Raw genomic sequence first — 22460 nt, forward strand, 5'->3', positions numbered from 1 at the left:
AAGGAGTGTGCTCGTGCCCGGTGAGAACCTGTCCCGAGACGAGGCCCGCGAGCGGGCCGAGCTGCTGACCGTCGACGGTTACGACGTCGAACTCGACGTCCGTTCCGCGGTCGGTGAGCCCGGCCGGGACGACCGGACCGCCGGTCCGCTGACCTTCCGCTCGGTGACGACGATCCGGTTCCGCGCGGCGCGCGGCGGCGCGTCGACCTTCGCGGACCTGATCGCGCCGTCCGTGAACGCGGTCAGTCTGGACGGCGTGGCGCTGGACCCGGCGGCCGTCTTCGACGGCACGCGGGTGGCGCTGGCGGATCTGGCGGAGGGCGAGCACGTCCTGGTGGTGGACGCGCAGTGCGCGTACAGCCGGACCGGCGAGGGCATGCACCGGTTCGTCGACCCGGAGGACGGCGAGGTCTACCTCTACACCCAGTACGAGCCGGCGGACGCGCGCCGCGTCTTCGCCAACTTCGAGCAGCCCGACCTCAAGGCGCCCTACCGCTTCCGCGTGACGGCGCCCGCCGAGTGGACGGTCTGGAGCAACGGCGCCGAGGAGTCCCGCGAGGGCGGGGTCTGGCGCTTCGCGGAGACCGAGCCGATCTCGACGTACATCACGGCGGTCGTCGCCGGTCCGTACCACTACGTCACCGACTCCTACAGCCGCACCTTCGAGGACGGCACGACACTGGAGATCCCGCTCGGCGCGATGTGCCGCAAGGGGCTCGCCAAGCACTTCGACTCCGACGACGTCTTCCTGATCACCAAGCAGGGCCTGGACTTCTTCCACGACAACTTCGACTACCCGTACCCGTTCGGGAAGTACGACCAGGCGTTCGTGCCGGAGTACAACCTCGGCGCGATGGAGAACCCGGGCTGTGTCACGTTCCGCGAGGAGTACATCTTCCGCGGCAAGGTGACGCAGGCGGCGTACGAGGGCCGGGCCAACGTCATCCTGCACGAGATGGCGCACATGTGGTTCGGCGACCTCGTCACCATGCAGTGGTGGGACGACCTGTGGCTGAAGGAGTCGTTCGCCGACTTCATGGGCGTCTTCGCGATGGTCGGGGCGACCCGCTTCCAGGACGGCTGGATCACCTTCGCCAACAACCGCAAGTCCTGGGCCTACCGCGCCGACCAGCTGCCGTCCACGCACCCCGTCACGGCCGACATCCGTGACCTGGAGGACGCCAAGCTGAACTTCGACGGCATCACGTACGCCAAGGGCGCCTCGGTGCTGAAGCAGCTGGTGGCGTACGTGGGCCGGGACGCGTTCCTGGAGGGCGCCCGGCGCTACTTCAAGAAGCACGCCTACGGCAACACCCGGCTCGGGGACCTGCTGTCGGTGCTGTCCGAGACGTCCGGGCGGGACATGACCGCCTGGTCGCGCTCGTGGCTCCAGACCGCGGGCGTCAACTCGCTGACCCCGATGGCGACCTACGACGCGGCCGGCCGGATCACCGAGCTGGCCGTCCTCCAGGAGGCGGCCGAGTCGCACCCGGAGCTGCGGCCGCACCGGGTGGCCGTGGGCCTGTACCGGCGCACCCCCGAAGGCGACCTGGTGCGTTACGCGCGCGCCGAGGCGGACGTGTCGGGCCCGCGCACGGTGATCGGGGAGCTGGCCGGGGCCGAGCGGCCCGAGCTGATCCTCGTCAACGACGACGACCTCACCTACTGCAAGGTCCGCTTCGACGAGGTGTCGCTGGCCACGCTGCGGGCGCACCTGGGCGACATCACGGACCCTCTCGCGCGCGCCCTGTGCTGGTCGGCGCTGTGGAACCTCACCCGGGACGGCCTGATGCCGGCCCGTGACTTCGTCTCGCTGGTGCTGGCCTTCGCCGGGCGCGAGACGGACATCGGGGTGCTCCAGATGCTGCACGCCTGGACCCGTACCGCGCTGACGCACTACGCGGCGCCGGAGTGGCGCGAGGAGGGCGGCCGGGCGCTGGCCGAGGGCGCGCTCGGTGAGCTGCGGCTCGCGGAGCCCGGAAGTGAGCACCAGCTCGCCTGGGCCCGGTTCTTCGCGTCGGTCGCCGCATCGGACACCGACTTCCAGCTGCTGTCCGGGCTGCTCGACGGCACGGCCAGGATCGACGGGCTCGACGTCGACCAGGAGCTGCGCTGGGCGCTCCTGGCCCCGCTCGTCGCCCACCTGGCGGCGGACGAGGCGGCGGTGGACGCGGAGCTGGCCCGGGACGACACGGCCTCCGGCAAGCGGCACCAGGTGCGGTGCCTGGCCGCCCGGCCGTCCGCCGAGGTCAAGGCGGGGGCGTGGGCGGACGTCGTGGAGTCGGACGCGCTGTCCAACGCGCTGGTGGAGGCGACGATCGCGGGCTTCGCGCAGTCCTCGCAGCGGGAGCTGCTGGCGCCGTACGCCGAGCGGTACTTCGAGGCGATCGAGCGGGTGTGGGCCGAGCGGTCCATCCAGATCGGGATGGCCGTGGTCAAGGGCCTGTTCCCGGCGCTCCAGGACGACCCGGCGACGCTGGCGGCGACCGACGCGTGGCTGGAGTCGCACGCGGACGCGGCGCCGGCCCTGCGCAGGCTGGTGCTGGAGGCCCGCGACGACCTCGCGCGCGGGCTGCGGGCCCAGGCGGCGGACACGGTGGCGTAGGCGGAGGACCTCCGGCTCAGGGCCCTTGCCCGGTCGCCCCCGTCCCGGGCAAGGGTTCCGTCCTCGAACGCCGGACGGGCTGGGTCGTGGTGCGGGACGGTGTTGTTGTCCCGGTATGTCGACGAGCCTGTAACAACGGTCAAGGAAACGGCCACCGGCGGGATACACCGGAGCATGACCCAGAACACCCCGCTCTCCCCCTGTCACCTCCCCACCGCCGGTATGCGTCAACGCGTGGTGTCGGCCGCGCAGTTGAAGGCGATGGGTGTCCCGCCCGGACAGGCCGCCGAGCAGTGCCGGGCCGGTGGTCCGTGGCAGCAGCCGCTGCCCGGTGTCTTCGTGCTGCACCCCGGACCGCTCAGCGGCCGGGAGCGGCTGCGGTCCGCCCTGCTGTACGCGGGCCGGCCACCGGCGTCCGGTCGGCGGCCGGCCCCGTCGCGGGCCGCCGACCCGGCGTACGGCGAGGCGATGCTCACCGGGCTCGCCGCGCTCTCGCTGTACGGCTTCGCCGCCGTGCCGCCCGCCTCCGCCGTGGAGCGCATCGACGTGCTGGTGCCCCGGGTGCGGCGGCTGCGCTCGGCCGGGTACGCCCGGCTGCTGCGCACCGCCGAACTGCCGCGCCCAAAGCGGCGGGACGGGCTGCCGGTGGCGCCGGTGGCCCGGGCGCTGGCGGACGCGGTGGCCGGGCTCGGGGACGCGCTCGCGGTGCGCCGGCTGCTCACCGAGGCGGTGCGCGGCGGCCACTGCGAACCGGCCGTGGTGGTCGGTGAGCTGAACCGCGCCAAGGTGCTCGGGCGGCCGCAGGTGGTGAACGCGGTCGACTCCCTGCTGGCCGAGGGGCGGGCCATGGCGGAGGAGCGGCTGTACGGCATGGTGCGGACGCACGGGCTCAAGGAGCCCCTGTGGAACGTGGATCTGCGGCTGCCCGGCGGCCCGCACCTGGGCGGGGTGGACGCCTACTGGCCCGATGAGGCGGTCGCCGTGGAGCTGGACACCCGGGCCCCGCGCCACAGCCGGCTGGACGAGGGCCGCCGGCAGGAGGAGCACGAGGCCGAGTGGTCCGCGTACGCCGCCCGGCGCGAGCACCTGGAGCGGCTCGGCGTCACCGTCGTCCACCTCACGCCGAAGAAGCTGCGGGACGCGCGGGAGCAGCAGGCGGCCATGGTGCGGACAGCGCTGATGGCGTCGGCGGACCGGGAGCCGCCGGCGTATGTCGTGATCCTGCCCCGCTGAGACGGTCCCGAATCCCCGCGAAACCGCGCCGAATCCCCGCCGAGGCCGGAGTTCCGTCACGTATGGGGGTGTTCGTCCCCGCTGACGCTTCGGCCCCACTGGCGGGATTCCGCCATGTCCGCAACAAGCCCCCCACAACTCTCCACAAAGCCCTGTCATCTACGAAAGGGTGAGCGGTCATCCGGTACCGATTTCCGGACTCTCTCTTTCACATACAGGGATGCTGATGACCTCCGAATCCCCCGGTTACATATCCGGAGCGAGACGCGCGGCCCGAGTGGCGGCCGCCGCCGGCCTGGTGGCCGCACTGGCCGCCACCGGCGTCACCCCCGTCTTCGCCTCCGACGACCCGGCCACCGCACCCGTGAAGGCCGCCGGCACGAGCCCGGCGGACAAGCTGGGCACGGCCGACGCCGAAATCCTGACCAAGGCCAAGGCCAAGGGCGAGAAGAACATCACCATGATGGTCGCCACCGCCCCCGGTGCGACCGAGCAGGTCACCAAGCAGCTGGACGCCGTCAAGGGCTCCGTGCTGGGGCGTGCGTACGACAAGCTCGGGTACGTACGGGCGACCGTGCCGACCTCCGCCGCCGAGGCCACCATCAAGGCGGCGTCGAAGCTCAGCTCCGTCCACGGCATCGATCTCAAGCAGGAGATCATGCTGGACGACCCGACCCCCGCGGCCGACCGGGCGACCGGCGGCAAGGCCAAGGTGAAGTCGACCGGGACCTACGCGGCCCCCGGGAAGAAGACGCCGGCGAAGAACCCGTACAACCCGTCCTTCGAGACCGGTGCGGTCGACTTCGTCAAGCAGCACCCGAAGGCCGACGGCCGCGGCATCACCATCGGCGTCCTGGACGCGGGTGTGGACCTCGGTCACCCCGCGCTGCAGAAGACCACCACCGGCGAGCGCAAGATCACCGACTGGGTGACCGCCACCGACCCGGTCAGCGACGGCGACGGCACCTGGCTGCGGATGACGGACGCCGTGTCCGGCCCGGTGTTCACCTACAAGGGGCGCACCTACTCCGCCCCCAAGGGCTCGTACCGGATCAGCGTGTTCGCCGAGGCCGCCACCAAGGGCGGCGACATGGCGGGCGACCTGAACCGCGACGGCGACACCACCGACACCTGGGCCGTGCTCTACGACCCGGTCACCGGCACCACCCGGGTCGACCTGAACGACAACGCGGACTTCAGGGACGACACCGCCCTCAAGCCGTACAAGGAGAAGCACCAGGTCTCCTACTTCGGCAAGGACGACCCGCGCACCGACGTGGTCGAGCGCATCCCGTTCGTCGTGGAGAACCGCGAGAACGTCGTGTACAACGCGGCGGGCGACACCTCCGACTACGTCTCCATCGGGGTCATCGAGTCCGAGCACGGGACGCACGTCGCGGGCATCACCGCCGCCAACGGCCTGTTCGGCGGCAAGATGAACGGCGCCGCGCCCGGCGCGAAGATCGTCTCCTCGCGCGCCTGCACCTGGTCCGGCGGCTGCACCAACATCGCGCTCACCGAGGGCATGATCGACCTCGTCGTGAACCGCGGCGTGGACGTCGTCAACATGTCGATCGGCGGTCTGCCGCCGCTCAACGACGGCAACAACGCCCGCGCGGAGCTGTACAAGCGGCTGGTCGACATCTACGGCGTCCAGCTGGTCATCTCGGCCGGCAACGACGGCCCCGGCGTCAACACCATCGGTGACCCCGGCCTCGCCGACCACGTCATCTCGGTCGGCGCGTCCATCTCCAAGGAGACCTGGGCCGCCAACTACGGCTCCAACGTCACCAAGAAGTACGACATGCTGCCCTTCTCCTCGCGCGGCCCGCGTGAGGACGGCGGCTTCACGCCGACCCTGACGGCGCCCGGCGCGTCGATCAACTCGACGCAGACCTGGCTGCCCGGTTCGCCGGTCGCCGAGGCGGGCTACTCGCTGCCGGCCGGCTACTCCATGCTCCAGGGCACCTCGATGGCCTCCCCGCAGGCCGCCGGCGCGACCGCACTGCTGCTGTCCGCCGCGAAGCAGAAGCACATCGAGCTGCCCCCGGCCGACCTGCGCACCGCGCTGACCAGCACCGCCACCCAGATCAAGGGCGTGCCCGCGCACGCCCAGGGCGCCGGTCTGATCAACATCGTGGACGCCTGGAAGCTGATCAAGAAGCAGGGCTCCCCGGCGCACGAGTACTCGGTCAAGGCCCCCGTCGACACCGCGATCGACTTCGCGCTGAAGACCCCGGGCTTCGGCACCGGCCTCTACGACCGCGAGGGCGGCCTCAAGGCCGGCCAGAAGAAGACCTACGACGTCACGGTCACCCGCACCACGGGCCCGGACAAGAAGGTCGAGCACAAGCTGTCCTGGAAGTACAACGACGGCACCTTCAAGCTCGTCGGCTCGAACAAGGTCGCGCTGCCGCTGGGCAAGCCGGTGACGGTCAAGGTCCAGGCGAAGCCGGGCAGCGCGGGCGTGCACAGCGCGATCCTTCAGCTGGACGACAAGAAGACCGCCGGGACGGACCAGCAGATCCTGACCACGGTCGTCGTCTCCAAGGAGCTGGCCAAGCCGTCCTACGCGTTCAAGGCGTCCGGCTCGGTGCAGCGCAACGGCACCACGTCGTACTTCGTGACCGTGCCGGAGGGCGCCAAGACCCTTGAGGTCGCGATGAGCGCGCTGCGCTCGGGCAGCCAGACCCGCTTCATCTCCATCCACCCCTACGGGGTCGCGGTGGACGACAGCGGTACGCCGTACTGCTACCCGAACTACGAGAACCCGGCCAACACCTGCCGCCCCGACGTCCGCTCGTACCCGGACCCGCAGCCCGGTGTCTGGGAGATCGAGGTCGAGGCCCGGCGCACGTCGCCGCTGCTGGACAACCCGTACAAGCTGGACGTCGCGCTGCTCGGCGCGACCTTCGACCCGGCGGTGCAGACCCTCGCCGAGGCGAAGATCGGCACCCCGGCGGCGGTGGACTGGAAGGTCACCAACAACGCGGGCGCGCTGGAGGGCAAGCTCGCGGGCGGCTCGCTGGGCTCGGCCGACGTCGAGCGTCCGTCGATCTCCACGGGCGGCGAGTACGTCAAGGAGGTCACCATCGGTGCGGGCGTCGAGAAGCTGGACGTCGCCATCGGCAACACCGCGGACGCCAACGCCGACCTGGACCTGTACGTCTTCAAGGGTTCCGCCCAGGTGGGCGCCTCCACCACGGCGGGCTCCGAGGAGTCCGTCAGCCTGGTGAAGCCGGCCGCCGGCACGTACACGGTCGTCATCGACGGGTACGACGTACCGGCCGGGACCACCGCGTTCGACTACCGCGACGTGTTCTACTCGGCGTCGCTCGGCACGATCTCCGTCGACGCGTCGAAGGCCGTGAACCTGGCCCCCGGCGCCTCGGCCAAGGTCGGTGCCGAGGTGAAGGTCGCCGGTGCGGCCCCCGAGGGCCGGCAGTTCTTCGGCGAGATCAGCCTCGTGAACGCCCGGGGCACCGCGGCGGGCACCGGCAGCGTCGTGATCGAGAAGGTCACGCCGTAGCCACACGGTGCTGAACATGTGATCCGTACGACAGTGGGGCGGGCGCTCGCCGAGCGCCCGCCCCACTGGCCCGCACGCCCCCGTCCGCAGGTCGGACAATGGATTGGACAAGGCGGCCGTGGACATACGCATCATGGACCGGCAATCGAGCCCGTTCGTACGTCTGAGGGAGTTCCCGTGAAGGTCGGAATCGTCGGCGCCACCGGTCAGGTAGGCACAGTCATGCGCAGCATCCTGGCCGAGCGGAAGTTCCCGGCCGACGAACTGCGGCTGTTCGCCTCCGCGCGCTCGGCGGGCTCCACCATCGAGTGGCAGGGACGCGAGATCACCGTCGAGGACGCCGCCACGGCCGACTACACCGGCCTGGACATCGTGCTCTTCTCCGCCGGCGGCGCCACCTCCAAGGCACTGGCCGAGAAGGTCGCCTCGCAGGGTGCCGTCGTGATCGACAACTCCTCCGCCTGGCGCAAGGACCCCCAGGTCCCGCTGGTCGTCTCCGAGGTCAACCCGCACGCGATCGCCGACCGCCCCAAGGGCATCATCGCCAACCCGAACTGCACCACGATGGCCGCCATGCCCGTGCTGCGCCCCCTGCACGAGGAGGCGGGGCTCGAAGCGCTGACCGTCGCCACGTACCAGGCGGTCTCCGGCTCCGGACTGGCCGGCGTCGCCGAGCTGCACGGCCAGGCGTCCAAGGTCGTCGCCGACGCCGACAAGCTCACCCACGACGGGTCGGCCGTCGACTTCCCCGAGCCCGGCGTCTACAAGCGCCCCATCGCCTTCAACGTGCTGCCGCTGGCCGGCTCCATCGTGGACGACGGCTCCTTCGAGACGGACGAGGAGCAGAAGCTCCGCAACGAGTCCCGCAAGATCCTGGAGATCCCGGAGCTGAAGGTCTCCGGCACCTGCGTCCGGGTGCCGGTCTTCTCCGGCCACTCGCTCCAGGTCAACGCCCGCTTCGCCCGCCCGATCGGCGTGGAGCGCGCGTACGAGCTGCTGAAGGACGCCCCGGGCGTCGAGCTCTCCGAGATCCCCACCCCGCTCCAGGCCGCCGGGCAGGACGCGTCCTTCGTGGGGCGCATCCGCAACGACGAGACCGTGGAGAACGGCCTCGCGCTGTTCGTCTCCAACGACAACCTGCGCAAGGGCGCGGCGCTGAACGCGGTCCAGATCGCGGAGCTGGTGGCCGCGGAGCTCGCCGGCTGAAGCCGGAGGCCGGGGCAGTGCCGCTGCGCGGGGCTGCCCCCTTCCCCGCCCCTTCCCGAAACCGGCGCTCCGCCCCGGGCCCCGCGCCTCGAACGCCGGCGGGGCTGGATGGTGCGGCGGGGCTTCATCCGCGCCGCACCTCGAAGTGCCAGCAGCCGTACTCCACGGCTCGTACGTGGACCAGCTCCACCGCCGGGTCCGCGAACGCCTCCGCGAACGCCTCGTCGTACCCGCGCTCCTCGTCCGCGGGGATCTCCAGGAGCCGGCCGCCCACGATGTGCCCCTCCGCGTCGTAGCGCCGCACGGTCCGCAGCGCGCCCGCGCGGGAGAACGGGTAGCCCTTCCGGCCGGGCTCCGGCCCCTCGCACTCCTCGGCGTGGACGAAGACGGGGCCCTGCTCGTCGTAGGCCCCCGGGCGGGCCCAGGCCGCCGCCGCCCAGCGCCGCAGCGGGGCGTAGGAGACGAGGGCGATCCGCTCCCCCGCCTCGGTGCCGCGCAGGCAGCACCGCAGCGGGCTGCCCGCCTCGGTGGCGGTGTACGGGACGCAGGGGCGTCCCGCGTCGTCGGTCTCGCGGAGTTCCTTGAGCGCGTCCGGTTCGATCGCGCGTGCCTCGTATGCGGTCATACGACGAGCCTCCCTCGGCGCGGCGCCACGGTCCGGCGGAAAACGGACATCGCCCTGGGTGCGGGTCCCGTGGAAGGATGACGGGAAACATCACAGAGCAAGGAGATGACCGCGTGCCTGGCACGAATCTGACCCGCGAAGAGGCACAGGAGCGGGCGCGCCTGCTGACCGTGGACGCGTACGAGATCGATCTCGACCTCTCCGGAGCGCAGGAGGGCGGGACCTACCGGTCCGTCACCGTCGTGCGCTTCGACTCCGCCGAAGCCGGTGCGGAGAGCTTCATCGACCTGATCGCCCCCGCGGTGCACGAGGTCGAACTGAACGGCAAGGCGCTGGACGTCGCGGCGGTCTTCCGCGACTCGCGCATCGCCCTGCCGCACCTGCTGGCGGGCTCCAACGAGCTGAAGGTCGTCGCCGACTGCGCCTACACCAACACCGGCGAGGGGCTGCACCGCTTCGTCGACCCGGTGGACGAGCAGGCATACCTGTACACCCAGTTCGAGGTTCCGGACGCGCGCCGCGTCTTCGCCAACTTCGAGCAGCCGGACCTGAAGGCGACCTTCCGGTTCACCGTGAAGGCTCCGTCCGGCTGGACCGTGATCTCCAACTCGCCGACGCCCGAGCCCAGGGACGACGTCTGGTCGTTCGAGCCGACGCCGCGCATCTCCTCGTACATCACCGCGCTGATCGTCGGCCCGTACCACTCGGTGCACAGCAGCTACGAGAAGGACGGCCGGACCGTCCCGCTGGGCATCTACTGCCGGCCCTCGCTCGCCGAGTACCTGGACGCGGACGCGATCTTCGACGTGACCCGGACGGGCTTCGACTGGTTCGAGGAGAAGTTCGACTACGCGTACCCGTTCGCCAAGTACGACCAGCTCTTCGTCCCGGAGTTCAACGCGGGCGCGATGGAGAACGCGGGCGCGGTCACCATCCGCGACCAGTACGTCTTCCGCTCCAAGGTGACGGACGCGGCGTACGAGACGCGGGCCGAGACCATCCTGCACGAGCTGGCCCACATGTGGTTCGGCGACCTCGTCACGATGGAGTGGTGGAACGACCTCTGGCTCAACGAGTCGTTCGCCACGTACACCTCGATCGCCTGCCTGGCGTACGCCGAGGGCTCGCAGTGGCCGCACTCGTGGACCACGTTCGCCAACTCCATGAAGACCTGGGCCTACCGGCAGGACCAGCTGCCCTCGACCCACCCGATCATGGCCGACATCCGCGACCTGGACGACGTCCTGGTCAACTTCGACGGCATCACGTACGCCAAGGGCGCCTCCGTCCTGAAGCAGCTGGTGGCGTACGTCGGCATGGACGAGTTCTTCCAGGGCGTCCAGGCGTACTTCAAGGCGCACGCCTTCGGCAACACCCGGCTGGCCGATCTGCTGGGCGCGCTGGAGAAGACCTCCGGCCGCGACCTGAAGACCTGGTCGAAGGCGTGGCTGGAGACGGCCGGCATCAACGTCCTGCGCCCGGAGATCGAGACCGACGAGAACGGTCACGTCACCTCCTTCACCGTGCTCCAGGAGGCCCCCGCGCTGCCCGCCGGCGCGAAGGGCGAGCCGACGCTGCGGCCGCACCGGATCGCCATCGGCTGCTACGACCTGGACGAGGCCGGGAAGCTGGTGCGTACGGACCGGATCGAGCTGGACGTGGACGGCGAGCGCACCACCGTGCCGTTCCCGGCCGGTACCGCCCGCCCGGCCGTCGTCCTGCTCAACGACGACGACCTGTCGTACGCGAAGGTCCGCCTGGACGAGGAGTCGCTGCGGGTCGTCACGCAGCACCTGGGCGACTTCACCGAGTCGCTGCCGCGCGCCCTGTGCTGGGCTTCGGCCTGGGACATGACCCGGGACGGCGAGCTGGCCACCCGCGACTACCTCGCGCTGGTCCTGTCCGGGATCGGCAAGGAGTCCGACATCGGTGTCGTGCAGTCGCTGCACCGCCAGGTGAAGATGGCGCTCGACCTGTACGCGATGCCGGAGTGGCGCGAGGCGGGTCTGACGCAGTGGACCGAGGCGACGCTCGCGCACCTGCGTGCGGCGGAGCCGGGCAGCGACCACCAGCTGGCCTGGGCGCGTGCCTTCGCGGCCACCGCCCGCACCCCCCAGCAGCTGGACCTGCTGCAGTCGCTGCTCGACGGCACCGAGGAGATCGAGGGCCTGACCGTCGACACCGAGCTGCGCTGGGCGTTCGTGCAGCGGCTGGCGGCCGGCGGGCTGCTGGACGAGGACGAGATCGACGCCGAGTACGCGCGCGACCGGACGGCGGCGGGCGAACGCCACGCGGCCTCCGCCCGTGCGGCGCGGCCCTCCGAGGAGGCGAAGGCCGAGGCGTGGGCGTCGGTCGTGGAGTCCGACAAGCTGCCGAACTCCCTCCAGGAGGCGGTCATCGCCGGCTTCGTGCAGGCGGACCAGCAGGAGCTGCTGGCCCCGTACACGGAGAAGTTCTTCGCCGCGGTGAAGGACGTCTGGGACTCGCGGAGCCACGAGATGGCCCAGCAGGTCGCCATCGGCCTGTACCCGGCGCTCCAGGTCTCGCAGGAGACCCTGGACGCCACGGACGCCTGGCTGGCCTCGGCCGAGCCGGGTGCGGGTCTGCGCCGGCTGGTCTCGGAGTCCCGCTCGGGCGTGGAGCGGGCGCTGCGGGCGCGGGCGGCTGACGCGGCGGCGGCCACCGCGTAACCGGGTCCGGACAAGGAGCAAGAAGGGGGCGCCTGCGACGAGGCGCCCCCTTCGCGCTGCCCGGGGCTGCCGGGACCGGTCAGTGCAGGCGGGCGGCGAGCAGGGCGATGTCGTCCGTCTTTCCCTTGCCGAACGTCGCCAGCAGTTCGTCGCACAGCTCCTCGATCCCGGCCGGCGCCCGGGAGAAGGTGGTGCCCAGCATCCGCATGCTGTCGTCGAGGTCCTCACCCGGCACCTCGACGAGGCCGTCCGTCAGCAGCAGGAGGGTCGACCCCTCCGGCACCTCGTGGCTCACGACCGGCGGATGCGGGAGGTTGAGCCCCAGCAGGGGGCCGTGCTCGGTCAGATAGCGGGTGGTTCCGTCCGGGTGCCGCAGCAGGGGCGGGATGTGTCCGGCGTTGGCCACCTGGATGCGTCGCCCTCCGGGCTCCACCAGCACCAGGCACACGGTGACCGTCATCGACGGCCGCACGCGCACCAGCAGGGCGTCCAGGTTCGTGAGCAGGGACTGGGGGGCGTGGCCCTCGATGGCGTAGGCCCGCAGGGCGTGCCTGACCTCTCCCATGATCATGGCGGCCTTCAGCGAGTGCCCCGCCACGTCCCCGATGGCGAGCAGCAGGCCGTCCGGGGTCTGTAGGGCCTCGTAGAAGTCTCCGCCGATCTCGGTGTGGTCGGCGGCGGGCTCGTAGCGCACGGCCAGGTCCACACCGGGTGTCTCGGGCAGCCGGTCCGGCAGGAAGGTCCGCTGGAGGGTGAGGACGAGCGCGTGTTCCTCGCTGCGTGAGCGCAGCGCCTCCAGCGCCAGGGCGCATGCCTGCGCCAGCTGGGAGAGCAGGTCCCGGTCGTCCACGCCGTCGAGGGCGTCGGCGCCGACCGCGAACGCGACGGGGGGCCGGCCCCGTTTCGTGCGGGCCAGGGTGAGGGCGACCCCGGCGGGGAACACGTCCGCCCGGTCGCCGTCGTGGCAGACGAGCGCCCGCCACTCGGCACCGGACAGCAGCACGGTCTCCGTGCCGGTCCGGTCGCCGAGGGCCCGCTCGGCCAGGAGGTCGAGGAGCCGCCCCCCGTCGCCCGCCTCGCTGACCGCCGTGTCAGCGCCGGTCCCGGCGCTGCCCGCCCTCGGGCTCCGGGCGACCGCGGCGAGGTGGAGCGTACGGTTGTCGGGGCTGAGGCAGACGGCGACGGCGGCCGATTCCATGAGCGCGGCCGCGCCGGCCGCCGCCTCGGCGGTGAAGGATTCCCCGTCCATGGCGGCGTAGACGGCCAGGGTGCTGCTGTTCAGCGCGGCGACCCGGGTGGCGAGCCGCTCGGCGCGGCGCCGGGCGCGGGCGTAACGCAACGCCGCGGTGACCGTGGCCAGCAGCTCGTCCGGGGCGATCGGCTCGGTGAGGTAGGCGTCCGCGCCGCGGTGGAGGCCCTGGGTCCGGTCGCTCAGCTCGATGGCCGTCGCGGAGACGTGGATGACGGGCAGTGAGGCGGTCCGGGGATCGGCCTTGATCCGCTCGCACACCTCGAAGCCGCTCATGTCGGGGAGCTTCACGTCTACGATGGCCAGTTCCGGCAGTTCGCCGTCGGGGGCGTCGGCGAGGAGGGCCAGGCCCCCCGTGCCGTCGGCGGCCTCCACGACGGTGTGACCCGCCCGGCGGAGCCAGCTGCCGACGATGTACCGGTTCGTCTCGTTGTCGTCGAGTACCAGCACCTTGGCGGCGGCGCTGTCCCGGCGCAAATGCGCAGTCATGCCATGTCGTCCTTCTCGTCCGCTCCCGGCGTGGCGGGCGTTGTGTGTTCCGCGAGTGCCGCGGCCAGCTTCGACAGGTTCAGCGTGGACTTCTCGAGGATCGCCCGCGCGTGCGTGAGCCGCTCCCGGTCCAGATCCTCACCGGGTGTCGAGGTCAGGACGAGGACGGGGACGGTGCGCAGCTCGGGGTCCGCGGCGAGTTCCGCCAGCACGGCGTACCCGTCGAGGTCGGGCAGGTGCAGGTCGAGGAGCACGGCGTCGGGCCGCTCGCGGCGCACGGTGGAGCCGGCCAGGCCGCCCTCCGCCACTTCGACCACACGCCCCGCGAGCCGGTCCAGAAGCGGTCGGATCGCGGTGCGGAAGGCCCCGTCGTCGTCCACGGTGACCAGCACGGCGACCACGGGTGCGTGGGGTTCGTGGCGGCCGGTCCCGCAGAGGGACTGACCGGCCACGGGCAGCCGTACGGTGACCTCGGTGCCGGCCCCGGGGCTGCTGGCCAGCGAGAGGCTGCCGCCCAGGAGCTCGGTGAGCCGGCGCGCGTAGGGCAGGCCCAGGCCCGTACCGGAGCGGCCGCGCTGATGGGGTCCGCGCACCTGGTAGAACTCCTCGAAGATCTGCTGCTGTTCCTCCTCCGGGATGCCGACGCCCGTGTCCGACACGGTGAAGACGACGTGGCCGCCGTCGGGCCCGTCCTCCCGGGAGACGTCGAGGCGCACGGTCCCGGCGGAGGTGAACTTCAGGGCGTTGGAGAGCAGGTTGCGCAGGACGCGGGTGAGCATGACCTCGTCGCTGACGATCCGCAGATCGGGCTCGGCCACGATCAGTTCGGCGCCACCCGCGACCGCGTAGCCCCGCAGGGTGCCCCGCAGCTGGCCGAGTGCGGCCCGCAGGTCCACCGTCGTCCAGTGGGGTTCCAGGCGCCCGGATTCCGCCTTGGCGACGTCCAGGAGTTCGTCGACGAGGGCGAGGAGGGTGCCGCCCGACGCGGAGATCAGGCCGATCTGCCGGCGCTGTTCCTCGTCGAGGCGGTCCTCGTCGAATTCCAGGAGCAGCCGTGCGAGTCCGACGACCGAGTTGACCGGTGTGCGCAGCTCGTGACTGACGTTGGCCCAGAACCTGGTCTTGGCCTCGCTCGCCTCGCGCAGCTGCCGGGACTTCTCATCCAGCTCCGCGTAGAGGGCCACGACACCTCGGTTGGTCTCCTCCAGCTCCTGTGACAGCTCGGTGTAGAGGGCCATCACCCCCTTGTTGGTCTCCTCCAGCTCCTCGTTCAGACGGCGCAGCTCCTCGCGCTGCGCCCTGGACTCCACCAGTGCGGCGATCAGGTCGCCGGTCTGCGCGCGGGTGTCGTCCAGTGCGCTGGGGCCCTTGTGGGCCAGGAGGGCGCCCCGCACCTGCTCGGCGGCATCGGACGTGCTGGTGTCGGCGGTGAGCTGCTGTTCGACCGCGAGCCCGCGCTCCGGAGGGACGTAGCGGACCGGGACCAGCCGGGAGGCCGCCTGGATGGCCTCCTCCCCGGGGCCGCTGCCGTCCTGCCAGGACAGGCCGACCCGCAGGAGGGGCAGCGGCCGGCTGACGACACCGAAGGTGACGGTCAGCCCGGACGCGCCCAGCAGGTCCCGGCCCAGCTCGCTCAGGGCGGTCGCGAACCGGATCTGGTCCTGGTTCTCCACGCCGAGCGCTTCGGCGGCCGACTTGCCGCTGCGGCGGAGCAGGAAGATGTCCTGCTCCGTGGTCAGGGGGAAGGACGCCAGAGGGGCGGTCTCATGGGCCGAGAAGGTGTTCATGTTCACCAGGGCCCCTTCGCGACGACGACGCCGGCATCGTCCCGGCGCACACCTGCCTCGCGCAGCAGCTGCGCGGCCGCCACCAGCGGCGAACGCTCCAGGAAGCCGGGCAGTCCCGCCGCCTGCCAGCGCTCGGTGAGACCGTCGGAGTGCATGATCACGGCGCTGTTGCGAGGCAGTGACTGCTGTACGACCCGCAGCGTCGGCATCTGGTGCCCCACGATGCCGGGCGCCGACGAAAGAGTCCGCCTGTTACCGGTGGCCGGGTCCACGACGAAGGTGCTGACGTTGCCGATGCCGCAGAAGTACAGGGTCTCCCTGCGCGGTTCGATGCGTACGACGGCGACGGCGCCGCCCCTGCCGCCGCGCAGCGCCCTGTGGATGTCCATGAGCATCGCGTCGGGCTGCTCGGCGGTGGAGTCGCGGAAGGCGGTCACCGCCGCCTGTGCGGCCTGGCCGGCCAGCGGTCCGTGTCCCAGGCCGTCGCAGAACAGGACCAGGAGAGCGGGTTCGTCCGAGCCGGCACCGCCCGCGGGTGTGGAAGGTGTCCCGGCCGCGGGCCGGGAGGCGTTCCCGGCCGCGGGCCGGGAGGCGTTCCCGGCCGGCCGGAATCCGGTCAGCTGCGCCCATCCCAGGGCGGCGTCCGGCGAGCGCTCCGGCTCGGTGGCGGGTCCTGGGACGCCGGTCCTTCGCAGGCCCCGGCCGGCGTCCACCGGGCTGCCGGCCCGGCGGGCGAACCAGGCGTCCCCGCACACGTCCTCTCCGCTGATCGTCCTCGTCAGCCCTTCCACGACGGGGCGTCCGCAGGCAGCCATGCGCCGGGCCGCCTCCTTCGTCCAGAAGCGTGCGGTCAGTACGGTGCCCCGGCCGGGCACGGAGTGCAGGTCGAAGAAGTCGGCGAGACGGGAGATGGCGCCCAGGCCGATGCCGAGGGTGCCGCCCGTGGACGTGCCGTCGGTGAGCGAGTGCGCGACGTCCGCCATCCCCGGCCCGTCGTCCAGGGTGACGAATTCGACGCCCGCGTCGTCCGGTGTCCGGACCGTGCGCAGCAGGAAGGTTCCGCCGACGGCGTGCCTGCGCAGGTTGGTCGCGGCCTCGCTCACGGCGAGTGCGACCTCGGCGCACCGCTGCTCGTCGAACCCGATGCGCCGGGCCAGCGAGACCGACGCGCCGCGGGCCGCGGCGGGCAGCGCCTCCTGGTCCCGTAGCCAGAGGACGTCCTGTGCGTCCAGGACCGGGAGGGTCAGCGCCTCCACTTGGTCACCGCAACCTGTGTGCCGCGCCCGGTCTCGGTCTCCAGGGTGAAGTCGTCGACCAGGCGGCGGGCTCCGCTCAGCCCGAGTCCGAGCCCTCCGCCGGAGGTCCATCCGTCGGTCAGCGCCTGGTCGATGTCGGGGATGCCCGGGCCCTCGTCCTCGAAGACCGCGGTCACCCCGAGGCGCCCGTCGCGGCGCACCAGGCCCGCGCGCATGACTCCGCCGCCGCCGTAGACCAGCGTGTTCCGGGCGAGCTCGCTCGCCGCGGTGACGAGCTTGGTCTGGTCGACGAGCGAGAGCTTGCAGCGCTGGCCGAGGGTGCGCACCAGCTGGCGTGCCCGGACCACGTCGTCGTTGGAAGCGATCGAGACGGTCTCGTGGTCGGCGTCGGGGACGGGCGCGAAGCCGCTCATCGCTGGGCCGGACGGCTGTCGCCCCGCCGCGCCAGGATCTCCAGCCCCTTCTCCAGGGAGAGGGCCGTGCGCACGCCTCCGAGCGAAAGGCCGAGTTCCACGAGGGTGATGGCGACGGCCGGCCGCATCCCGACGACGACGGTCTGCGCGTCGAGCATGCGGGAGATGGCCGCCGTGGTGGCCAGCATGCGGCCCACGAAGGAGTCGACGATCTCCACGGCGGTGATGTCGATGACCACCCCGGTGGCACCGGACTCCACGATGCGGGCGGCCAGGTCGTCCTGGAGCTCCAGGACGACCTGGTCCTCCAGCTCGACCTGGATGGAGACGAGGAGCACGTCCCCCAGCTTCAGTACGGGTACGCGCTCGCTCACGCCTGGCCGCCGGGCCGTACGGCTTCCGCGTTGCTGCGGCGCAGGGCGTGCTTGAGGGCGTCGGCGAGGGACGACTTGGTGACGATGTCGCCGAACTGGATGCCGAGGGCGACGATCGTCTGGGCGATCTGGGGCCGGATGCCGGAGATGATGCACTCGGCGCCCATCAGCCGGGCCGCCACCACCGTCTTGAGCAGGTGCTGGGCGACCTCGGTGTCCACCGCGGGCACCCCGGTGATGTCGATGATCGCCTGGTCCGAACCGGTGTCGACGAGCGCCTGGAGGAGCTTCTCCATCACCACCTGGGTCCGCGCCGAGTCGAGGGTGCCCACCAGCGGAACGGCGACCACGCCCTCCCACAGCTTCACGACGGGGGTGGAGAGTTCCATCAGCTGCTCGGCCTGTGCGCTGATGATCTCCTCGCGCGTCCTGGCGTACACCTCAAGGGTGTAGAGGCCGAGCGCGTCGATGAGCTTGCCGAACTGGAGGTAGGACCGCAGATCCGCGACCGAGGTGTCGGCGGTGGGCGCCAGGACGTCCTTCGCCGCCAGCACGCTGGTGGCGGTCTCGGTCGGCGTGAAGCCCTGCCGGGCCCGCGCGCGGGAGAGTTCGGCGAGAAGGGCGCGCGTCTCGGCGAAGGCGTCCGCCTGCCAGTCGAGCCCGCCCTCGCGCAGACCTGCCACGAGTGCGGCGTACAGCTCCTGGAGCTCGCGGTTGAGCTCCGAGAGGGAGATGCGCCCCCGCAGGGTGCGCGAGACCGCCTCCACCCAGGCCGCGCCGAGCGCTTCCTGCTCGGCCGTCAACAACTCGACGAGCCGGGTGGGTATATCGTGTTCTGTCACCGCAATGACTCCCTCTGATTCAGACATACGCTGCAATCGCTCGCAGCGTATGCCATGACTCCCCTGATACCGGCGCCGGTGGGTCGCACCGTCGTCGGGCCGTGCCGGAAGGCGGCCGGCCGCCTCGGGTGCGATCGGCGATCGGGAATCCGGAGCGGCGGGAGCACGCACATCCACTTGCCCCTGCACAGCACCTTCACACCAGGGAATCTCCGGGGAACCGCGGCGAATGGAAACCGCCCGGCGGGCAGGCGCTGACGCGCGGCCGTCCGCCGGGCGGGAGCCGGGGGTTTACGAGGCCGATGCCTCGTAGCGGGCGGTCAGTGCGGCGGCCCCGGACTCGGTCAGGGAGCCGTGCAGGCGCATCCGGGCCACCCCGCCGTCGGGGAAGGCGTCCAGCCGGACGTGGGTGACCACGGCCTCGGCCGGCAGCGGGAAGCGGTGCGGGGTGTCGGGCTGGAGCCGGGTGCGCGGGATGATCCCGAACCACTCGCCGCTCTCGCCGTCACGGCCCTGGAGGGCGATCCAGCCGGCCGCGTTGCCCTTGAGATACGCGGTGTCGATCTCGACCGCGCGGACGGCGCCCTGGGCGGGCAGCCGGAAGCGGACCCAGTCGTGGGTGTCGCGGACCCGGCGGCGGCGGTTCTCCCAGCCGTCGTCCATCTTGCGGGAGGTGCCGGGCAGGATGATCTGGGTCGGCGAGGAGTAGAAGCGGTCCGAGGCGTCCTCGTAGCTGCCGCCGTTCAGGACCGAGATCAGGTCGAACGTGCCGAGCGCGGCGAGCCAGGACGGGTCGGGGACCACCTCGCCGTGCACGCGGAGGCGGGCGATGCCGCCGTCGGGGTGCTGGCGGAGGCGGATGTGGGTGCAGCGGCGCCCGCCGGTGATCTCGAAGCCGTTGGCGGCGTGGCCGCGTACGGGTGTCGGGGGGACGATCTCCTCCCACTTCACGTCGTCGGCGAGGAGTTCGTCCGGGCCGGGCGAGCCCGGGACCGAGGTGGCCTGGACGGAGACGCGCTGCGGGTAGTTGCCGCGGAAGTGGGCGGTGTCCACGACGATGCCCCGGATGATGCCGGGGGCGCCGAGGCGGATCAGGGCCCAGTCGTGCTCGTCGGGGGCCGGGAAGGGGTGCTCTGCGTCGGCGCCGCGCCGGCGGCGAGTCTCCCAGCCGTCCATGATCTTGCCCTTGTGGCCGAAGTGCTCGGGGTCGAAGACCGCGCGCTCCCGGAGCAGGAGGTTCTCGCGCTGGGCGAAGAACTCGTCGTTGGCGGCGATCACGCCCGCGCCGAGCCGCCGGTCGGCGAGGTCGACGAGGTCGGTGAAGGGGAGGTCGGCGGTGCGGTAGTCGGCGTACGGGTCTCCGCCGCCGTACGGGGCCGCGTCGTTGGCGTGGGGGTCGTCGGGGGTGGTCTCGTGGCGGTTCTCATTCCGTGCGCCCGGGTCGTTCTGTTCGAAGGTCATGCGTTCACTGTCGTACGACTGAAGCGATCAGGTCCATCGAAAGTTTTCGCACCCGTCTTTAAGGCATGCTGAACGGTTCCGCGACCTCGCGCAGGGCGTCGAGCAGCCGGGCGACCGCGGGCCCCTCTTCCGCCCCGCGCCGGACGGCGGCGACCACATGGCGCCGGGGCCGGTCGGCGTCGAGCACCCGCATCACCACCCCGTGCCGGGCCTGCCGTTCCGCCGACGCCATGCGCGGGATGAGGGCGACGCCCATGTCCGCCTCCACCATGGCGAGGATCGCGGTCCAGCCGGAGGCGCTGTGGGCCTGCTCGGGGACGAAGCCCGCGGCCTGGCAGGCGGCGGTGGTGATCTCCGACCAGGGCTCCGATCCGCCGAAGATCCACGGCTCGGCGGACAGGTCGGCCAGCCGCAGCCCGGGCGCCTCCGCGAGCCGGTGGCCTGCGGGCAGGGCCACGTCGAGCGGGTCGGCGAGCAGCGGCAGCACGGCGAAGCGGGGGTCGGCGGCCGTGGGTGCGTGGGCGGCCAGCGACAGCGCGAGGTCCACCTCGGCGGCGGCCAGGAGGTCGTACGCCTGCGCGGCCTCCGCCTCCCGGACCCGGACGTCCGGGCCGGGCCGGTGCTCGGCGCGCAGCCGCTGCACGGCCGGGACGACGAGTGCGGGCACGGCGGTGGCGAAGGCGGCGACGCGCACCTCGCCCGCCTCGCCGCGCAGATAGCCGGTCAGTTCGGCGTCGGCGCGCTCCAGTCGGGCGAAGACCGCCTCGGCGTGGCGCAGGACGAGATGGGCGGCGTCGGTCAGCCGGACGCGCCTGCCCTGGGCCTCCAGGAGGGGCACGCCGAGCTGTTTCGCCAGGTTGGAGAGCTGCTGGGAGACGGCCGACGGGGTCATCAGCAGGGCGTCGGCGGTCGCGGTGACCGTGCCCCGGTCGCGCAGGGTGCGCAGGATGCGGAGCTTCTTGACGTCCCACTCGGTCATGGCCGCAACCTACCGCCGCGCGCGGGCCCGGACATGCGTGTGCGCCGCGCGGTGGGGGTCACCGTGCGGCGCGTCCGCGCCGTGCGGGGTGGGACCGGGGCCCGGGGCCCTGATCACCGGGCAGGTGGGTCAGACCTGCTTCTTGGACTTGTCGAGGACCATGACCAGGCCCGCGATGACCGCGAACAGGACGATGGGCGCCGCGACGTACAGGCCGATCGTGTCGATCACGCTCAGGCCGGGGCCCGGGTCGTCACCGTCGTCGCGGGTGAGCGCGAGCGCGGGGGACGACATGAGCAGCATCATCAGCGTCGTTCCGGCGGCGACGGCGCCGGCGCGCATAGCGTTCTTCTTGTCCACGGTGCAAACGTAGCGAACGCCTAAGCGGGCCGCGCGCCCGGGGGTGCCGTACGGGTCCCCGGGAGCGCCGAACCGGTCTCCGGAGGCTCCTGACGGGGCCGCAGGACGTCCATCAGGCGGTGCAGGCGCGGCGAGGCGGCCAACTCCTCCAGCGTGACCGGGCGGCCCTCCGCGTCGGCGATGGGCAGCCGCCAGTTGGGGTACTGGTCCCAGGTGCCCGGGAGGTTCTGCGGGCGGCGGTCGCCGATCGTGTCGGGGAGCCAGACCCCGGCCATCCGGGCGGGGGTGCGCAGCAGGAAGCGGTGGACGGCCCGGACGGCGGCCTCCTCGTCGCCGCCGCCCTCCGGGAGCATCCCGAGCCGGGCGAGCAGGGCCAGCCACTCGGCGGTGTCGGCCCCGTCCTCGCGGCGCTCCTCGTCCAGCGGGCGGGTGAGCAGGCCGAGGCGGTGGCGCAGCGTCACGTGATCGCCGGTCAGCCGGGCCGCGGTGGAGGGCAGGTCGTGGGTGGTGGCGGTGGCCAGGCAGTCCTCGCGCCACTGCTCGGGGGCGAGCGGGCGGCCGGTGCCCGACCAGTCCCGTTCGAACCAGAGGACGGAGGTGCCGAGGACGCCGCGCCGGGCCAGCGCCTCGCGGACGCCCGGTTCGACGGTGCCCAGGTCCTCCCCCATGACGACGGTGCCGGCCCGGTGCGCCTCCAGGACCAGGACGGCGAGCATCGCCTCCGCGTCGTGGGTGACATAGGTGCCCTCGGTGGGCGGACGGCCCTCGGGCACCCACCAGAGCCGGAAGAGCCCCATCACGTGGTCGATGCGCAGGGCGCCCGCGTGGGCGAGGAGCCCGCGCAGCAGTCCGCGGTACGGGGCGTAGCCGGAGGCGGCGAGGGTGTCGGGGCGCCAGGGCGGCAGTCCCCAGTCCTGGCCGCGCGCGTTGAAGGCGTCCGGGGGCGCGCCGACGGACATGCCGTGGGCGAAGGCGTCCTGCTGGGCCCAGGTGTCGGCGCCGCCGGGGTGCACGCCGACGGCGAGGTCGTGGACGACGCCGACGGCCATTCCGGCCTCCCGGGCGGCACGCTGGGCGTCGGCGAGCTGGGCGTCGGTCAGCCAGGCGAGCCGGCAGTGGAAGTCGACCCGGTCGAGCAGTTCGGAGCGGGCGCGGGCGGTGGCGTCGGAGCGGGGGTCGCGCAGCTCGGCCGGCCAGTGGTGCCAGTCGGAGCCGTGCACCTCGGCCAGCGCGCACCACAGGGCGTGGTCCTCCAGGGCCCGGCCCTGCGCGGCGAGGAAGTCGCAGTAGGCGGCGCGGCGGCCGGGGGTCAGGGGGACGGCGACGAGCAGTTCCAGGGCCTGCCGCTTGAGCGCCCAGACG

General features: G+C 72.3%; 16 protein-coding genes. 5 read left to right on the forward strand and 11 right to left on the reverse strand.

Annotated features, from left to right (window positions below; translation table 11 throughout):
- Positions 1 to 13: 13 nt before the first annotated feature.
- From pepN (E6R18_RS28990) to E6R18_RS29005, 4 genes are all read left to right on the forward strand, one after another.
- The gene (pepN, locus tag E6R18_RS28990; RefSeq protein ID WP_136319846.1) at positions 14 to 2605 is read left to right on the forward strand and encodes an aminopeptidase N; all 2592 of its coding nucleotides are present in this window, start codon (positions 14 to 16) and stop codon (positions 2603 to 2605) included.
- 174 nt (positions 2606 to 2779) lie between these two features.
- On the forward strand, positions 2780 to 3838 hold the full coding sequence (locus tag E6R18_RS28995) for a hypothetical protein (protein WP_136319847.1): 1059 nt from the start codon (positions 2780 to 2782) through the stop codon (positions 3836 to 3838).
- A gap of 220 nt (positions 3839 to 4058) precedes the next feature.
- Positions 4059 to 7367 carry a S8 family serine peptidase gene (locus tag E6R18_RS29000; protein WP_206308457.1) on the forward strand — a complete coding sequence of 1103 codons (3309 nt, stop codon included), beginning with the start codon at positions 4059 to 4061 and terminating at the stop codon, positions 7365 to 7367.
- A gap of 177 nt (positions 7368 to 7544) precedes the next feature.
- Positions 7545 to 8573 (forward strand): aspartate-semialdehyde dehydrogenase, encoded by a 1029-nt coding sequence (locus E6R18_RS29005; RefSeq protein ID WP_136319849.1) that lies wholly within the window; start codon positions 7545 to 7547, stop codon positions 8571 to 8573.
- 124 nt (positions 8574 to 8697) lie between these two features.
- On the opposite strand, the gene E6R18_RS29010 is transcribed toward E6R18_RS29005, so the two are convergent.
- The gene (locus tag E6R18_RS29010) at positions 8698 to 9198 is read right to left on the reverse strand and encodes a DUF1203 domain-containing protein (RefSeq protein WP_136319850.1); all 501 of its coding nucleotides are present in this window, start codon (positions 9196 to 9198) and stop codon (positions 8698 to 8700) included.
- Positions 9199 to 9311: 113 nt separating this feature from the next.
- Between E6R18_RS29010 and pepN (E6R18_RS29015) the strand changes: the two genes are divergently transcribed.
- A complete protein-coding gene (gene pepN, locus E6R18_RS29015) occupies positions 9312 to 11888 on the forward strand; it encodes an aminopeptidase N (RefSeq protein WP_136319851.1) in 2577 nt (858 codons plus the stop codon).
- Between the two features lie 79 nt (positions 11889 to 11967).
- Here the strand turns inward: pepN (E6R18_RS29015) and E6R18_RS29020 are convergent, their stop codons facing one another.
- From E6R18_RS29020 to malQ, 10 genes are all read right to left on the reverse strand, one after another.
- On the reverse strand, positions 11968 to 13626 hold the full coding sequence (locus E6R18_RS29020) for a fused response regulator/phosphatase (protein WP_136319852.1): 1659 nt from the start codon (positions 13624 to 13626) through the stop codon (positions 11968 to 11970).
- Positions 13623 to 15413, reverse strand: a complete 1791-nt coding sequence (locus E6R18_RS29025) for a hybrid sensor histidine kinase/response regulator (RefSeq protein WP_136319853.1) — start codon at positions 15411 to 15413, stop codon at positions 13623 to 13625. The genes E6R18_RS29020 and E6R18_RS29025 overlap by 4 nt, the downstream gene beginning before the upstream one ends.
- A gap of 2 nt (positions 15414 to 15415) precedes the next feature.
- Complete coding sequence (locus tag E6R18_RS29030) at positions 15416 to 16669, reverse strand: ATP-binding protein (protein WP_136319854.1); 1254 nt, start codon at positions 16667 to 16669, stop codon at positions 15416 to 15418.
- Positions 16657 to 17082, reverse strand: coding sequence for an anti-sigma regulatory factor (locus tag E6R18_RS29035; RefSeq protein WP_136319855.1), 426 nt, complete (start codon positions 17080 to 17082; stop codon positions 16657 to 16659). Before E6R18_RS29035 ends, E6R18_RS29030 begins: the two co-directional genes overlap by 13 nt.
- Complete coding sequence (locus tag E6R18_RS29040; protein WP_136319856.1) at positions 17079 to 17456, reverse strand: STAS domain-containing protein; 378 nt, start codon at positions 17454 to 17456, stop codon at positions 17079 to 17081. The genes E6R18_RS29035 and E6R18_RS29040 overlap by 4 nt, the downstream gene beginning before the upstream one ends.
- Positions 17453 to 18325, reverse strand: coding sequence for an STAS domain-containing protein (locus tag E6R18_RS29045; RefSeq protein WP_136319857.1), 873 nt, complete (start codon positions 18323 to 18325; stop codon positions 17453 to 17455). The genes E6R18_RS29040 and E6R18_RS29045 overlap by 4 nt, the downstream gene beginning before the upstream one ends.
- Positions 18326 to 18589: 264 nt before the next feature.
- Positions 18590 to 19759 carry an allantoicase gene (gene alc, locus E6R18_RS29050; RefSeq protein WP_136319858.1) on the reverse strand — a complete coding sequence of 390 codons (1170 nt, stop codon included), beginning with the start codon at positions 19757 to 19759 and terminating at the stop codon, positions 18590 to 18592.
- A 58-nt stretch (positions 19760 to 19817) separates the two neighbouring features.
- Positions 19818 to 20738: a LysR family transcriptional regulator gene (locus E6R18_RS29055; RefSeq protein ID WP_136319859.1), complete on the reverse strand. Its 921-nt coding sequence runs from the start codon at positions 20736 to 20738 to the stop codon at positions 19818 to 19820.
- Between the two features lie 129 nt (positions 20739 to 20867).
- Positions 20868 to 21080, reverse strand: a complete 213-nt coding sequence (locus tag E6R18_RS29060) for a hypothetical protein (protein WP_136319862.1) — start codon at positions 21078 to 21080, stop codon at positions 20868 to 20870.
- Positions 21081 to 21118: 38 nt separating this feature from the next.
- Positions 21119 to 22460: 4-alpha-glucanotransferase (malQ, locus tag E6R18_RS29065; RefSeq protein WP_136319860.1), on the reverse strand; the 1342-nt coding region annotated here is incomplete at its 5' end.

The sequence above is a fragment of the Streptomyces sp. A1277 genome, assembly GCF_004795015.1.
GTDB lineage: Bacteria > Actinomycetota > Actinomycetes > Streptomycetales > Streptomycetaceae > Streptomyces.

Excerpts from the sequence above, each read along its gene's own strand:
- alc (WP_136319858.1), bottom strand. The coding sequence starts at position 19,759 with ATGACCTTCGAACAGAACGACCCGGGCGCACGGAATGAGAACCGCCAC.
- E6R18_RS29010 (WP_136319850.1), bottom strand. The coding sequence starts at position 9,198 with ATGACCGCATACGAGGCACGCGCGATCGAACCGGACGCGCTCAAGGAA.
- E6R18_RS29000 (WP_206308457.1), top strand. The coding sequence starts at position 4,059 with ATGCTGATGACCTCCGAATCCCCCGGTTACATATCCGGAGCGAGACGC.
- E6R18_RS29035 (WP_136319855.1), bottom strand. The coding sequence starts at position 17,082 with ATGAGCGGCTTCGCGCCCGTCCCCGACGCCGACCACGAGACCGTCTCG.
- E6R18_RS29045 (WP_136319857.1), bottom strand. The coding sequence starts at position 18,325 with ATGTCTGAATCAGAGGGAGTCATTGCGGTGACAGAACACGATATACCC.
- E6R18_RS29025 (WP_136319853.1), bottom strand. The coding sequence starts at position 15,413 with ATGAACACCTTCTCGGCCCATGAGACCGCCCCTCTGGCGTCCTTCCCC.
- E6R18_RS29060 (WP_136319862.1), bottom strand. The coding sequence starts at position 21,080 with ATGCGCGCCGGCGCCGTCGCCGCCGGAACGACGCTGATGATGCTGCTC.
- E6R18_RS29055 (WP_136319859.1), bottom strand. The coding sequence starts at position 20,738 with ATGACCGAGTGGGACGTCAAGAAGCTCCGCATCCTGCGCACCCTGCGC.
- E6R18_RS28995 (WP_136319847.1), top strand. The coding sequence starts at position 2,780 with ATGACCCAGAACACCCCGCTCTCCCCCTGTCACCTCCCCACCGCCGGT.
- E6R18_RS29020 (WP_136319852.1), bottom strand. The coding sequence starts at position 13,626 with ATGACTGCGCATTTGCGCCGGGACAGCGCCGCCGCCAAGGTGCTGGTA.